The 14,168-nt window shown below is 37.3% G+C and carries 13 protein-coding genes and 1 pseudogene; 6 read left to right on the plus strand and 8 right to left on the minus strand.

Annotated features, from left to right (window positions below):
- The first annotated feature begins 119 nt into the window (after positions 1-119).
- Genes zur through znuB form a run of 3 tightly spaced genes read left to right on the plus strand, consistent with a single transcriptional unit; the run spans position 120 to position 2,191 of the window.
- Positions 120-617: a transcriptional repressor gene (zur, locus tag MKX14_RS14820; RefSeq protein WP_000093118.1), complete on the plus strand. Its 498-nt coding sequence runs from the start codon at positions 120-122 to the stop codon at positions 615-617.
- Positions 590-1,378, plus strand: coding sequence for a zinc ABC transporter ATP-binding protein ZnuC (gene znuC, locus MKX14_RS14825; protein WP_108008242.1), 789 nt, complete (start codon positions 590-592; stop codon positions 1,376-1,378). The genes zur and znuC overlap by 28 nt, the downstream gene beginning before the upstream one ends.
- A 3-nt stretch (positions 1,379-1,381) precedes the next feature.
- Positions 1,382-2,191 carry a zinc ABC transporter permease subunit ZnuB gene (znuB, locus tag MKX14_RS14830; protein ID WP_078220004.1) on the plus strand — a complete coding sequence of 270 codons (810 nt, stop codon included), beginning with the start codon at positions 1,382-1,384 and terminating at the stop codon, positions 2,189-2,191.
- 1 nt (position 2,192) lies between these two features.
- Here the strand turns inward: znuB and rhtB are convergent, their stop codons facing one another.
- A complete protein-coding gene (gene rhtB / locus MKX14_RS14835) occupies positions 2,193-2,819 on the minus strand; it encodes a LysE family transporter (protein WP_108008240.1) in 627 nt (208 codons plus the stop codon).
- Between the two features lie 158 nt (positions 2,820-2,977).
- On the opposite strand from rhtB, the gene MKX14_RS14840 reads away from it, so the two are divergent.
- Positions 2,978-3,898 carry a Dyp-type peroxidase gene (locus tag MKX14_RS14840; RefSeq protein ID WP_240282805.1) on the plus strand — a complete coding sequence of 307 codons (921 nt, stop codon included), beginning with the start codon at positions 2,978-2,980 and terminating at the stop codon, positions 3,896-3,898.
- A 45-nt stretch (positions 3,899-3,943) separates the two neighbouring features.
- Here the strand turns inward: MKX14_RS14840 and sfcA are convergent, their stop codons facing one another.
- Positions 3,944-5,641 carry an NAD-dependent malic enzyme gene (sfcA, locus tag MKX14_RS14845; RefSeq protein WP_240282806.1) on the minus strand — a complete coding sequence of 566 codons (1,698 nt, stop codon included), beginning with the start codon at positions 5,639-5,641 and terminating at the stop codon, positions 3,944-3,946.
- A gap of 494 nt (positions 5,642-6,135) precedes the next feature.
- Between sfcA and argS the strand changes: the two genes are divergently transcribed.
- Positions 6,136-7,926 (plus strand): arginine--tRNA ligase, encoded by a 1,791-nt coding sequence (gene argS, locus MKX14_RS14850; protein ID WP_240282808.1) that lies wholly within the window; start codon positions 6,136-6,138, stop codon positions 7,924-7,926.
- Between the two features lie 158 nt (positions 7,927-8,084).
- Positions 8,085-8,699, plus strand: a complete 615-nt coding sequence (locus MKX14_RS14855; protein ID WP_046813011.1) for an SPOR domain-containing protein — start codon at positions 8,085-8,087, stop codon at positions 8,697-8,699.
- Between the two features lie 40 nt (positions 8,700-8,739).
- On the opposite strand, the gene MKX14_RS14860 is transcribed toward MKX14_RS14855, so the two are convergent.
- The 6 genes and pseudogenes from MKX14_RS14860 to MKX14_RS14885 all read right to left on the minus strand — a co-directional run bounded on the left by MKX14_RS14860 (position 8,740) and on the right by MKX14_RS14885 (position 14,024).
- The gene (locus tag MKX14_RS14860) at positions 8,740-9,408 is read right to left on the minus strand and encodes a glutathione S-transferase (RefSeq protein ID WP_025466580.1); all 669 of its coding nucleotides are present in this window, start codon (positions 9,406-9,408) and stop codon (positions 8,740-8,742) included.
- 112 nt (positions 9,409-9,520) lie between these two features.
- A complete protein-coding gene (locus MKX14_RS14865; RefSeq protein ID WP_108008225.1) occupies positions 9,521-9,928 on the minus strand; it encodes an OsmC family protein in 408 nt (135 codons plus the stop codon).
- Positions 9,925-10,872: a pirin family protein gene (locus MKX14_RS14870; RefSeq protein ID WP_005071982.1), complete on the minus strand. Its 948-nt coding sequence runs from the start codon at positions 10,870-10,872 to the stop codon at positions 9,925-9,927. The genes MKX14_RS14865 and MKX14_RS14870 overlap by 4 nt, the downstream gene beginning before the upstream one ends.
- Positions 10,873-11,028: 156 nt before the next feature.
- Entirely contained in the window at positions 11,029-11,334 is a 306-nt protein-coding gene (locus tag MKX14_RS14875) for a DUF3861 domain-containing protein (RefSeq protein WP_046813009.1), read from the minus strand.
- Positions 11,335-11,394: 60 nt separating this feature from the next.
- Positions 11,395-11,901, minus strand: a pseudogene (locus tag MKX14_RS14880) (PadR family transcriptional regulator).
- A 200-nt stretch (positions 11,902-12,101) separates the two neighbouring features.
- A complete protein-coding gene (locus tag MKX14_RS14885; RefSeq protein ID WP_240282810.1) occupies positions 12,102-14,024 on the minus strand; it encodes an acyltransferase family protein in 1,923 nt (640 codons plus the stop codon).
- Between the last annotated feature and the right edge of the window lie 144 nt (positions 14,025-14,168).

Here is a 14,168-nt window from a genome sequence, read left to right on the forward strand (position 1 = left end):
ATCAATTAGTAATAGCTCGAAGCATGTTATAATATAACAAAGTTACAAAAATACCTAAGATTAATCGAATGAAGCATCGCTTCATGCTAATATTCCATTAAAAATTTGAGGTTATGTCTATGAGTTCTTGCATGCATGAACATCATGATTCTTTGCATGGTGTACATGATCACCATAATGTCGCAAGTCGTTTAGCTGAAGCAGAAACTTTATGTACTGCGGTCGGTGCACGCCTTACGCCTTTGCGTAAAGAAGTTCTTGAACTCATTTTAAATGCTTCAGGTCCTATGGGTGCCTATGACTTATTAGCACGTATTAAAAGTCAAACAGATCGCCCTGCCGCCCCTCCTACTGTTTATAGAACTTTAGACTTTTTATTAGAAAAGGGTCTTATTCATCGCTTAACATCTATTAATGCTTACATACCATGCTGTCACCCACGTGAAGGTCATCAGGCTGCATTCCTGATTTGTACCGAATGTCACACGGTTAAAGAAGCATCTTCACAAGGTCTAACCCAACAACTTGACCAACTTGCAGCTTTAGATGATTTCGCAGCACAACACAGCATTATAGAAATTTCGGGGAAATGCCAGCAGTGCCGCACAGCTCGCTAAATCCTGTATTGATTCAACTTGAACAGGTCTCTGTTCATCGTGATCAGCGGGATATATTAAAAAAAGTTGATTTTGCTCTGCATGAAAATGAAATTGTGACCTTAATTGGTCCCAATGGCGCAGGTAAATCAACTTTAATTAAAGTTCTACTTGGTATTTTAAAGCCAAGTAGTGGACGTGTCATAAGCAATAAAAAACTAAAAATGGCTTATGTGCCTCAGAAATTTAATCCATCTCATAGTCTTCCTTTACGGGTACAAGATTTATTAGATCTTGAAAAGTGTAGCCCTACCCTTCGTCAGGAAATTATTCAAGACACAGGTATTTCAAAGTTACAACAATCAAAAGTACAACAACTTTCAGGTGGAGAACGCCAAAGAGTACTATTGGCTCGTGCACTGCTTCGTCAGCCAGATATTTTAGTTCTTGACGAACCGATGCAAGGTTTAGATATTCAGTCAGAAGCTGAACTTTATGATTATGTTCGCAGTCTGCCAGAACGATATGGTTGTGCGATCTTAATTGTCTCTCATGACTTACAATGGGTGATGCAAGGAACACACCGCGTAGTGTGTTTAAATAAACATATTTGCTGTAGTGGGCTACCCGAGAATATTCAACAACACCCTGAATATCAGGCAATATTTGGAACTCAAAGGGTCTTCTATCAACATCATCATGACCATTGTGCTCATGGTGATGCTGCTCACCCTTGCCCTCATAATGACCGCCCTCATATTCACCCAGAACCGGAAGCTTAAGCCATGATGGAATGGTTACAATTATTGTTGCCCGCATGGATTATGGGAACCCTGCTGGTATTTTTGACTGCCCCTCTGGGTTGTTTAATGCTTTGGAGACGCATGTCTTTTTTTGCTGACACGATGGCGCACGGAACACTACTCGGGGTTGCTATTGCAGGAGCCTTAAGTCTTCCATTATGGCTTGGCGTTGCAGGCACAGCGGTTTTACTGGTAGGCGTATTATGGGCTTTACACGACAATCGTTTGCCCAACGATGCTCTGTTAGCCTTATGCTCAGCGACATTACTGTGTAGTGGTTTATTGTTTATTCAACATGTACCAAGTTTAAGACCAGAGCTTTTAAGTTATTTATTTGGCGACTTGCTCAGCATTGATTGGCCAGATCTGCCTGTTTTCACTTTGATTATTGCGATATCACTCGTAATTCTTTACCGTTTTTGGCAGCCACAAATACAGTTTGCAATTGATCCGGATATCGCAATTAGTGAAGGAGTGAATGCAAACTGGCAACGCCTTATTTTTATGTTGTTATTGGCTTTATTTACAGTTTTAGCCTTGCGTGCTGTGGGTTCTTTGCTAATGGGTGCATTACTCGTAATACCAGCCTTAAGCGCTCGCCTACTAGCAAACTCACCAAAGCAAATGGTTATTTGGGCATTCGTGTTAGCCCAGCTCGGTGTTAGTATCGGTTTATGGTCAAGTGCAGCACTTAATATCTCTACTGGTCTTAGTATTGTTTTATGTATGGCATTAAGTTTTGCTGTTATTTTTATAACTCAAAAGCTAAAAAATCAAACACAGGCGGCCTAACTTAGGACGCCTGATGAACGGTGCTCAATAATAAAGCCGCACAGCTAAACATTACAGCAAAGCCCCGATTTAAATATTTCTGCTGTCTAGGGGATCGAAGTAATCTTAAAACCTTGGATGCCAGCCCCGTATATCCAGCCATTACAATCAAATCGATCGTAATCATAGTGGCCGCCATAATTAGATATTGTATCCATTGAGGCTTACTTAAATCTAAGAACTGCGGCAAAACTGCCAATAAAAATACGATCGCTTTAGGATTGCTAATATTAACCACAAAACCATTTAATAACAGAGCTAAAGCAGACTTATCTCTTTTTTCTTGTTGAATTTCTATATCTTTTATAGGTGCTTTCCACTGCAAATAGGCCAAATACAATAAATAGGCTACACCGAACCACTTAACGGCCTGAAAAGCTAAAGGAGTCGTTGCAAATAAGACCCCCACACCTGCTGCCACCACCATAATTTGAAGCACCAAAGCAACTTGCAAACCGATTGCATTCCAGTAACCATGTCTAAAACCATAATTTAGACCACTCGACATTGAGGCAATAGCTCCCGCACCCGGAGAGACACTAATGACCCAACAGGCCAACATATAGGCAAACCAAACTTGCAAAGACATAGTAAAAATAGACAATAAAAGTGGAATTATACTGTTTTATAAAACTATATTGATGAGAATTCAAACAATAAAATCAAGAAATAGACTACTAACCGCTCTTCGCATCAGGCACAATAATTAAAGCTCATACTAAATTATAATTGAGGAGATACCTTCCAATGACTGCTCAATCTGTCATTTTGCCGTTGCCATCAGATCATGCTCGTTTTATTGTTCTTCGTTTAAAAGACTTATCAATTGATGAATTAAAAGAACAACTTGAAGCGTTGTTTGAAACACGCGACCGTCTCATTACTCAGCATTCAGACGCGCAAATTAAAACAGCAGTCGCTTTTGGTCCAGAACTTTGGAAACAACTTTACAGTCAATCTCCTGCTGGCTTTAAACAACTTGAACCAGAAAACGGCGCATTCAATATGCCAGTCGTACCAGCTGATGTCCTCATCCATATTGCTAGTATGCGTTCTGATATTTGTTTTGCATTAAGCCAAGCATTTTTTGAAGGTATTAAAGATAAAGTTGAAGTTCTTGATGAGCGTGTTTGCTTCCGCTATTTTGATGGCCGAGATATTACAGGCTTTATAGACGGCACAGAAAACCCTCAATTTCCAGATGACCGTGCAGAAACAGCTCTATTGCCAGAAAGCGCGGGAGTTTTTGCTGATGGCAGTTTCATTTTCGCGCAGCGTTATGCACATGACTTAGAAAAATGGAAAAAACTAAAAGTTGATGCTCAAGAAAATGTTATGGGTCGTACCAAGCTTGAGTCAATTGAACTTGATGATGACGTTAAACCAGAAAATGCCCACGTTGCCCGTACTGTCGTTGAGGATGATGAAGGCGAAGAAATGGAAATCTTGCGTCATAGTTTGCCTTATGGCGACGGCAGAGGCGATCAGGGTTTATTTTTCATTGCCTACACCAAGGACCTGAACATTATTGATGCCATGCTAAAACGCATGTTTGGTACAAGTGGAGATGGTATCCATGATCGTCTATTACATTTCGTGACACCACTAGACGGCGCATATTACTTTGCACCAAGTGAAGAGTTGCTAGAAGAAATTTTAGAGGCTTAAAAGATAAAAAGAGGAGCTTAAGCTCCTCTTTTTATATTCTCATTCTTAGAAAGGAATACGCTTATATTTACGGTATTCTGGTTTCCAGAATGACTGATCAATTTTCTGCTTAAGTAAGTCATCACTAATCGTTACAGCCACGCCATCTGCCATAGCAGCTTTCGCAACTTCAAACGCAATCACTTTAGAGACTTGCTGAATTTCCCCTAAAGGTGGTAATAAATCAGCTTGCGGATCCTTTAGTAAAGGTGAGCAATTCGCTAAAGCACTACTTGACGCCATTAACATATTTTCAGTAACGCGTTTAGCACCCGATGCCACTACACCTAAGCCAATGCCTGGGAAAATGTATGAGTTATTACACTGAGAAATATTGTAAAGTTTGCCATGATGGTTCACTGGAGCAAACGGACTACCTGTTGCAATTAATGCTTTTCCTTCAGTCCACTCCACAATATCAGCAGGTACAGCTTCAACACGTGAAGTTGGGTTAGACAACGGCATAACAATTGGGCGCTCACAGTTTGCCGCCATGGTCTTGATAATCTCTTCTGTGAACAGACCCGGTTGACCAGAAACGCCAATTAACACTGTAGGCTTAGCATTTTTAACAACATCAAGTAGTGAAATCACTTCTTCAATATTGCCCCACTGATCAACCACCTCAGCTTTTTGTGCTAACTTACGTTGGAAGTCGAGCAAGTTTGGCTGATTCTCAGTGATCAAACCAAAACGATCCACCATATAAACGCGTGCACGGGCTTCAGAATCAGTCAGACCTTCAGCAACCATTTGTGCAACGATTTGCTCTGCAATACCACATCCCGCAGAGCCCGCACCTAAGAAAGCAATTGTTTGATCTTTTAATTGCTTGCCTGCTGCACGACTTGCAGCAATCAAACTACCTACAGATACCGCTGCTGTTCCTTGAATATCATCGTTAAAACAACAAATTTTATCGCGATATTTTTCTAGAAGTGGCATCGCATTTTTTTGTGCGAAATCTTCAAACTGAATTAATGCTTTTGGCCAACGACGCTTTACAGCTTCAATCACCATATCGACAAATGCATAATATTCATCACCACTAATACGTGGCTGACGCCAACCCATATAGATCGGATCATTTAGTAATTGTGGATTATTCGTCCCCACATCAATTGTGATTGGTAATGTATAAGCTGGGCTAATTCCACCACAAGCGGTGTAAAGTGAAAGTTTCCCAATAGGAATACCCATACCACCAATGCCTTGGTCGCCAAGACCTAAGATACGTTCACCATCAGTAATCACGATCACTTTTACATTATTTTTATTTACGTTTTGCAAAATATCATCAATTACATCTCGATCTGGATATGAAATAAAAACACCACGATGACGACGATAGATATCGGAGAAACGCTGACATGCTTCACCCACTGTTGGGGTATAAATAATCGGCATCATTTCTTCAAGATGATTTTCGATTAAATGATAGAACAAGGTTTCGTTAGTATCTTGGATATTACGCAAATAGATATGTCGATTGATATCATCAGTAAAAGCGCAATATTGCTGATAAGAGCGCTGGCTCTGCTCTTCAATAGTTTCAATAATATGGGGGAGTAAACCGTGTAAGTTAAAGTTACTTCTTTCTTCTTCAGTGAAAGCCGAACCTTTATTTAAAAGTGGTAACTCTAAAAGTGTAAAACCTGCATATGGGATATAAAGGGGATGTTTACTTGGGTGTCCTGATATCATTGCCTATCTCATTTTCCAGCTTAGAGTAGAGAAAAACACGTTTTGTATGGTCTCTAAAACTCTTTGTGCGTATAAGCTTAAGCCTAATTCGATCAAAATAGATATTTTAAACCGTGATGTTAAAATTGAACACTATTTAGTTAAAACATGTTTAAAAATAAATGATAAAAATCAGCGTATTAATGTTTTTATAATTTTAAAAATTTCTTTTATTTTCTCAATTTTAAAAGCAATAATTATATGATTTAGCGGCAACAGGTATTTCCTCAGAAAATAGCATTAAATTAAACACATAATTTACTCACAAAAACTGCCCAAAAGGCTTGTAATTCTTTATTTTCAGAATAATAAGGGGATTCATCAACCAACATTCATTTAAAAAATAATCATCAGTAATTTGCATAAAGAATTATTGGAATATTAAATCCCCTCCCCTAAGTCATCGGAAATTTGCTATATTTGACGTTTTTCTGCGACATCTATTTTCGATTGATATGAATACGGCAATACAAGCAGCTCTCGACCATGCAGTGCAAACTCTTCAACAAGAAGGGGTGCTTCCTTCCGACTGGAAAAACACAAGCAACTTAACACGCACCAAAGACCGAAGCCATGGCGACTTTGCTTCTAATATTGCTATGATCGGCTCGAAAGCTGCTGGTATGAAACCACGCGATTTAGCTGAGAAAGTTCTAGCTGCATTACCAGAAGTGGCAGATATCAGTAAAGCTGAAATCGCAGGACCCGGATTTATTAACTTCTTTTTAAATGCAGACCAGCGTTTTGCTATTCTTGATCAAATTCAAGCACAAAAAGAAATTTTTGGTCGTAGCCAAGCAAATGCAGCGAAAAAGATTCAAGTCGAATTTGTTTCTGCAAACCCTACGTCTAGCCTACACGTAGGTCATGGACGTGGTGCGGCATACGGTATGACTGTTGCTAATTTACTTGAAGCAACGGGTGCTAAAGTTGACCGCGAGTACTACGTGAATGATGCTGGCCGTCAAATGGATATTTTGGCGACTTCTACTTATTTACGTTATTTGGAACTACTTGGACAAGACCTTGTATTCCCTAAAAATGCATATCAAGGCGATTACGTTAAAGAAATCGCACAAGGTATCATTGATAAAGATGGCGAAGCTTACGTTCGTGAAGTTGCGAATGTTTATAAAGATGTACCAGAAGATGTGCAATATGCTGAAGAGCTAGATAGCGAAGGTAACAAAGTTGTGTTATCTGGTGATAAAGAAAAGCATATTGATGGCCTTATTGCCAACTCACAACAATTATTAGGTGAAGGCTACCGCGTGTTCCATCAAGCCGCTCTTCATGCCATTTTAGATGACATTAAAGATGACCTTGCTGACTTTGGTGTAACGTTCAACCAATGGTTTAGTGAAGCATCTCTTAGTGCAAAAATTGATGAAGCTTTAGAAACACTTGATCAACGTGGCTTCCTTTATGAAAAAGATGGCAACATCTGGTTCAAGTCGACTGAATTTGGCGATGAAAAAGACCGTGTTGTTAAGCGTCGTAATGGTCAAACGACTTACTTTGCATCTGACATTGCATACCACTTAAATAAACTACAACGTGGTTATACTGACCTAATCGATATTTGGGGTTCTGACCACCACGGCTATATTTCTCGCGTAAAAGCGGCGATTGATGCAATGGGTTACGACTCTAAAAAACTAACTGTACTTTTAGTTCAGTTCGTAAGTTTATGGCGTGGTGGCGAGATGGTTCAAATGTCTTCTCGTTCTGGTCAGTTCGTGACTTTACGTGACTTGCGTAAAGAAGTAGGCAATGATGCAGCTCGTTTCTACTACGTAATGCGTAAGAGTGAACAACACATCGACTTTGACCTTGACCTTGCTGTTTCACAAAGTAAAGACAATGCTGTGTACTATATTCAATATGCACACGCACGTATTTGTCGTATGTTAGAAAAAGCAGCAAGCTCAGATTTACAATTCGACGTAAATACTGCTCGCCCACATGCAACTCGCTTGTCTCTTGATGCAGAAACTGAGATTCTTGCTAAACTGGCAGCTTATCCAGACGCAGTATTACGTGCTGCAAATGCATATGAACCTCATCAGGTTGGTAACTACTTAAAAGAGTTAGCTGCCCTATTCCATGGTTGGTACAATGAACATAAAGTATTAAGCGATGATGCAGAGCTTACACAAGCCCGTTTATTGCTTTCAATCAATGTACAACAAGTGCTTCGTAATGGTTTAGAATTACTTGGTGTATCTGCACCAGAATCTATGTAATAAATATATTGCATGACAGCAAAACAAAGGTCATGCAATATATAGTAAGCGGTGGTTTGTATAATTAAGATAGCGAATACAGACCACTGTTTTTAGCATCGTAAGACGAGAATCAAACTCGAATTAAAAAACAATCAAAATACAGAGGAATAATCCACGTGTTTGGCAAAACGCAACGCGGTGTATCTGAAAGACCTAACAAGCCTAAAAAGCCCCTAATTCCCAAATGGTTAGGGACACTTGTCGCTATTTTGGCGGTCTTATGTATCGCTGTAATGCTTATGCTTTGGAAACCTTGGCAACCTGTTCCTGCGAAAAATCAGATTACTTCTGAACATTATCAAGAAGAAGATACCAATAAAGATTATCGCTTCTACGACCTATTGCCTCAACAACAGGTTACCCCTATTCCTGAACAAGCGATCCCTGAAAGCAAAAATCAAGGCACTGCTATGATTGTTGAGGCACCAAGTACCACACAACCAGCTGCCTCTGAAAGTGTAGGAATTGACCCGAATCAGTCAGCTATAACTCCTCAGCAACCTACATATATTTTACAAGTTCGTAGTTATAATGATCCTGATCAGGCTGATGCCCGCCGTGCAGAAATCATTTTAAATGGCTTGTCTGCTGATGTAGTCAAAAGTACTGAAAACGGACAAACATGGTATCGTGTTATTTCCGGACCATATGACACTCAAGACGCTGCTTTGGCTGCGCAGCAAACCTTACAACACAGCGGTATTGATTCTATTGTGATCAAACGCAAGTAAAGTGAAAATAAAAAAGGAACAAATATTTGTTCCTTTTCTTTTAAATATCAGCACAATTCCTTTCATTAGAACCAATTCCCTTTTTTTTCGCTTTTTGAAACGCTACCCTTCGCCGAATACGATGTAAAAAAGCCTGAATATGAGGATACTTACCTTGCAAACGCGTTTGCAAAGCCTCTAAAGGGAAACTCATTTGAATATCAGCAAAGGAAAAGTCACCTGCAAAATATTCATGCTCTGCCAAATAGTTTTCTAAAAAACTAATATGATCTTTCATACGAGGGCGAACAAAATTTGCTTTCACCCCTTCTGTGATTTTTTTTGCTACTGGCTGAATTAACCATGGCACATGCTTATTTACATTATTCATGACCAAAGTCATGACCAGTAGTGGCATAAGCGAACCTTCAGCATAGTGCATCCAGTAAATATATTGCTGTAAATCTTGAGGTTGTGTAGGTTTAAATTGTTGCTTTTGATCATAATGCTGCTGCAGATATTCTAAAATCACAGCAGATTCTGCGATGACTTGCTCATCATCAGTCAAAATTGGAGCTTTACCTAATGGATGAATACATTTCAATGTTTCTGGAGCAGAGTAATTAGGTAAGCGTTGATAGTAATGAATATCATAATCCAAGCCTAACTCTTCTAAAGCCCATAAAATTCGAAATGAACGCGAACATTCCAGGTGGTGTACACTAATCATATTATTGCCTGCTTTTATTTTTCTTTTTACATAAAAAACAGCATGTGAACATGCTGCTTTATTCCATTTGTGGGATGGATATAAAATCATCCACCTCAACAAAATAGCATTTTTAGGCTGTAACAAGCACAGTATGAATGTCTAAACTACGTAACAAAGTTTTAGTGACTGGGGTTTTACCGCATACTGCTAAGATTTTTTGTTGAAGCTCTTGGTTTGGCAAGTCTTTAAAAACAATACGACGTTCTATGTGTTCTGCATGCTCTCTATTGGTATGAAAATCAATTTCAACCGAAAACTCACCAAAATCATAACCCTTATGCTTTGCATACATTCTTAAAGTAATGAGCGTACACGCTGCTAAACTTCCAGTAAGCAAATCATATGGTGCTGGACCTTGATCTTGCCCCTCCAACTTCTCTGGCTCATCACAAAAATATTGATGGCGACCACTGGTGATTTCGCCCTTCCATTGTTCAGTAAGGGGCTTCGCTTTACTGCTTGCGATTACTGCTGTCATTTTGATGCTCTCATTTGATCTGGAAGAACAGGGGCTTCTAAACGTGCACCAACATAATCTGGAATCTCACCAAAACGTGCATCATGGTTAATCCATTGCTCACGGGCTTCTTTTAAATCATCCATTGTACGTGCAACAAAGTTCCACCATAGTAAAATTGGAGTTTCAAACGGTTCACCACCAACTAACAGCACACGGTTCCCTTTCTTTACTTCAATTTCGATCTCACTAAGACCCGTATCTAATACCACCATATTGTCGGCAGTGAGTTCATGACCATTCACATGGGCAACACCATCTAATGCCATAAAACCATATTCAAACTCAGGATTTAATGGAATGCGGGTTTTCGTATCTTCGGTAGCAATGAGGTCAACACCCACTAACGGCGTATGTACCAAGACTGGAGAAGTAGTTGCCAAATATTCACCCACAAGCACGGTAAACTCTAGACCGTCTTTCTCAACAACAGGCAGTTCAGGATAATGTTCAAATTTTGGATCCATGTTGCGCTTAGCATCTGGTAAGGCAATCCAGAGCTGAGCAGCGTGCATTTGAGTTTCTGTATCAGGTGCAACTTCTGTATGTGAAATTCCGTGACCTGCCGTCATTAAATTAACTTGCTTAGGTCGAATCAGTTGTTTTGAGCCTAGACTATCGGTATGCATCATGGTGCCTTCAATCATCCACGTGAAGGTTTGCAAACCAATATGAGGATGAGGACCAACATCTAAACCATCACCCGCCGGAAAAGTTACTGGGCCCGCATGATCTAGGAAACACCACGCACCAATCATTCGTTTTTGTCGGCTAGGTAAAGCCCGCTTAATGACTGTCCCCTGTCCAATTTCAGCAGAGCGAATTGGAAATTCCTGAATAAACTGATTGGCAAATTTTTCGCAATCCTTTGAATCAGAAATATCGTAATCGTTATTATTGCTCATGATATTACTCTCTTTTACCTATGCTTTTGCAATGAGTCGTTGTAATGATCTTAACAATACACTCATTATTCAATATAGTCTTTTAGTAATACACAGGGTGCTATGAATGAGACAATCAATTTTTAACAATCAAAAATTTAAAGGTATATGACCAACTTAAGGTGATTGGGTCTTAACTTGTTGTTTTAAATTTTTCATAAATTGCCCAAACTGTGGCAAGAATTCTTGAAACAATGGATGGTCTCGATTCTCTAACATGACTTCACTAAATAACTTTAGACCGACTGCAAAAGATTTTGTGGTTTGATCATCAAAAAATTCTGCGTTCTTTAACTTTTCAACGATTTCAAAAATATCGTCATGATTTCCCGCATAGAACTCAAGGCGCTCAGTATAAGTAGAGGTCTCTCCTTTTGCATTTTTTAAGTGTTGTACCGTGACATGATATTGATGTTGTTTCATATATAAATTCTCTATTTAAAATTAATGACTTTGAATAATTTCAACCTGTTTAAGGTCGACTTACAGGCGCCCAATCGCAACAGCAGCCTGATCAATTTTTTCGGCAATTTGATAAATCTGCTCTTGCTGTAAACCTGCCGAGTTCAACTTCAAACGCAAGGCAGTCTTTAAGTTTTCCATTGCACGATGAATTTCGATTAATTCATCATTACTGTGAATTTCACGTCTAAGGCGTAATTTTTCTAATAACTCTTTCAACTTGTCTTGTTGTTCAGTTAAGTAAGCTTTCCCAAATTTCGTGATTTGATATTGCTTACGCTCTACATCCAGCAAATTAATCAAATTCATTTCTTCAAGACTGGTTAATGTTGGATAAATTGTTCCTGCGCTTGGCGTATAGCCATCGCCTACCAAATCACTTATTTCTTTAATGATTTCATAACCATGCTTTAGGTTTTACTGAATGAGATGAAGTACCAAAAGTTTCATGCGTCCAGCTTCAAAAAGTCTTCCACGGCGTCCCGAACGATGATGTTCAGCATGATGCTGTTCTGATTGTTGTTTCATCTTCTAAGATCCAAAATGATCAATTTATAATTATTAAGATATATCTTTTATCAAAGTTAAGTAATAAAAAAGAGCAAATCGAATGCTCTTTTTGTTGAAATGAATATTAAAATTATTTATAAAGCAAACTTCTTATATTAAAATTCACCTTTATATTTAATATAATATCCATTACGTTAAATAAAAAAACATATATTAAATCAATATTTTTCAAGCACCTCTCTAAACATAGGCTTTAAAATTTTATTACCATACTCACTTAAATGATCTCCATCACGATAAATAGGACGTCCTTTATATTCGGAGATACATTTTCCTGTTTTGCATAAAATTTTTGAAGGATCTAGTACTGTTACACCACAATCAACCGCACTTCTATTAATAATTTTACGAGTTTTTTCCGATCTTATTAAATAATCTCTATATGAAATTGATGTTTCTTTTTTAGAATTATGAAATCTATTTTTAATTATTCTCTTTGGAGCATTAAATCCCAATTCTGGAATTGGTTGAACAATATAAACAGGATTTCTTTTAGAAATTTTACATAAGGTATTTTTTAAATTTCTCTCAAATAACATAAATCTATCTACATTAGACAAGTTTGAATTATTTCCAAAATAAATTAATGGTCTTGGATCATTATTATACATACGATCCGGGTCATTTTCTCCCATTAAATAATTTGAATATCTTGCTACTAAAACAATAGGAATATTTTCATATTTTTTTAATTTAATTAATTTAAAACGCTCCTCATTAATCTGTGAACAAATATTTATACCGCTATAAAATTTGATATCAGTTATTAAAGGACAGGCAGATGTTGCTAAAGAAATAATTCCTTGCGATTTTAAGTTAAAAATGGAAGCTAAAGAAGTTGTTAAAGAATCAGCATGACTATCACCTATTATGATTGCTCTAATATTATTTTTATTACCAATAACACATTCATATAATTCATTTTTTTTACAATTATAAGGATTAGAATTCTGCATTTCATTTTGTGCAATTTTTACACTATTGGGTAGCCGTGAAATAAATCCATCCATTTTTTGAATTATATATACACATCCAAAAATAAATAAAAAGATATAAAGAGGTTTAACTTTATAAATCTCTCTCCATGATGAATAGCGCGTGAATTTAAGTTTTTCAATGAACTCATAACTCAAAAAGCCCAGTAAAATTGAAAGTGGAACTCCATAAATCCACCAATTAACTAAATCAAAATAAAATCCAAAAACAACTAAAGGCCAATGCCATACATAGATAGAATATGACCATTTACCAATATAGTTAAAAATCGGATTAATTATTATAATATTATTTTGATAGTTACTTGAGATAATCAAGTAGGCACCTAATACAGGGATTACAGCCATATAACCAGGCCAGAGAATATCTTTAGAAATTAAGAAATAAGACACCAAAATTAATATCAGACCAAGACATTGAGTAATAATTTTAATATCTTTTTTCTCTAACGACCATGGATAAAGAAATGCCACCCCTCCTAAAAGCATTTCCCAAGCACGACTTGTTAACAAGAAATAAGCTGTTTTACTATCTTTATAAGTAGCATAAATACAATATATAAAACTTATCAAAGATAAAGTTATAATCACACGTTTAATATTTTTAAAACTTAAATATTTTTTTAATATAATAATAATAATTGGATAAAATATATAAAACTGCCATTCAACTGATAAAGACCATGTATGTAGTAGCCATTTTGTATGCTCTGCAGTATCAAAATACCCACCACCTTTTGCAAAAAGAAGATTTGAAGTAAATAAAGAGCCTTTCTCGATTTGTTGTCCTAAATCTTTATACTCTGTAGGTAATAAGTAGAACCAGCCAAATATTAAAAGTACAACAGACATTGTGGCTAAAACAGGGATGATACGATTGGCACGAGCTATATAAAATTCGAACAGATTAAAAGTGTTTTTTTGCACGCTATTAAAAATAATAGCTGTCATTAGAAATCCAGAAATGACAAAGAAAACATCTACTCCTACAAATCCACCTGGTAACCATTTTGGAGTAAAGTGAAAAATGACCACTGCAAGAACAGCAATTGCTCTTAGTCCATTTATATCGTATCTAAATTGCATGTAGAGTAAGGGATAAAGCTATAAGTTTGCATATTCTATAACTTCAATCAGAGTTAGTGATTAATTAAAAAGAAAAAAGCCGACTCTTCCAAGTCAGCTTTTTATTAGACTATTCTATAAATACTACACTGCCACATGCATCTT

The sequence above is a fragment of the Acinetobacter pittii genome, from assembly GCF_022449185.1.
Taxonomy (GTDB): domain Bacteria; phylum Pseudomonadota; class Gammaproteobacteria; order Pseudomonadales; family Moraxellaceae; genus Acinetobacter; species Acinetobacter pittii_I.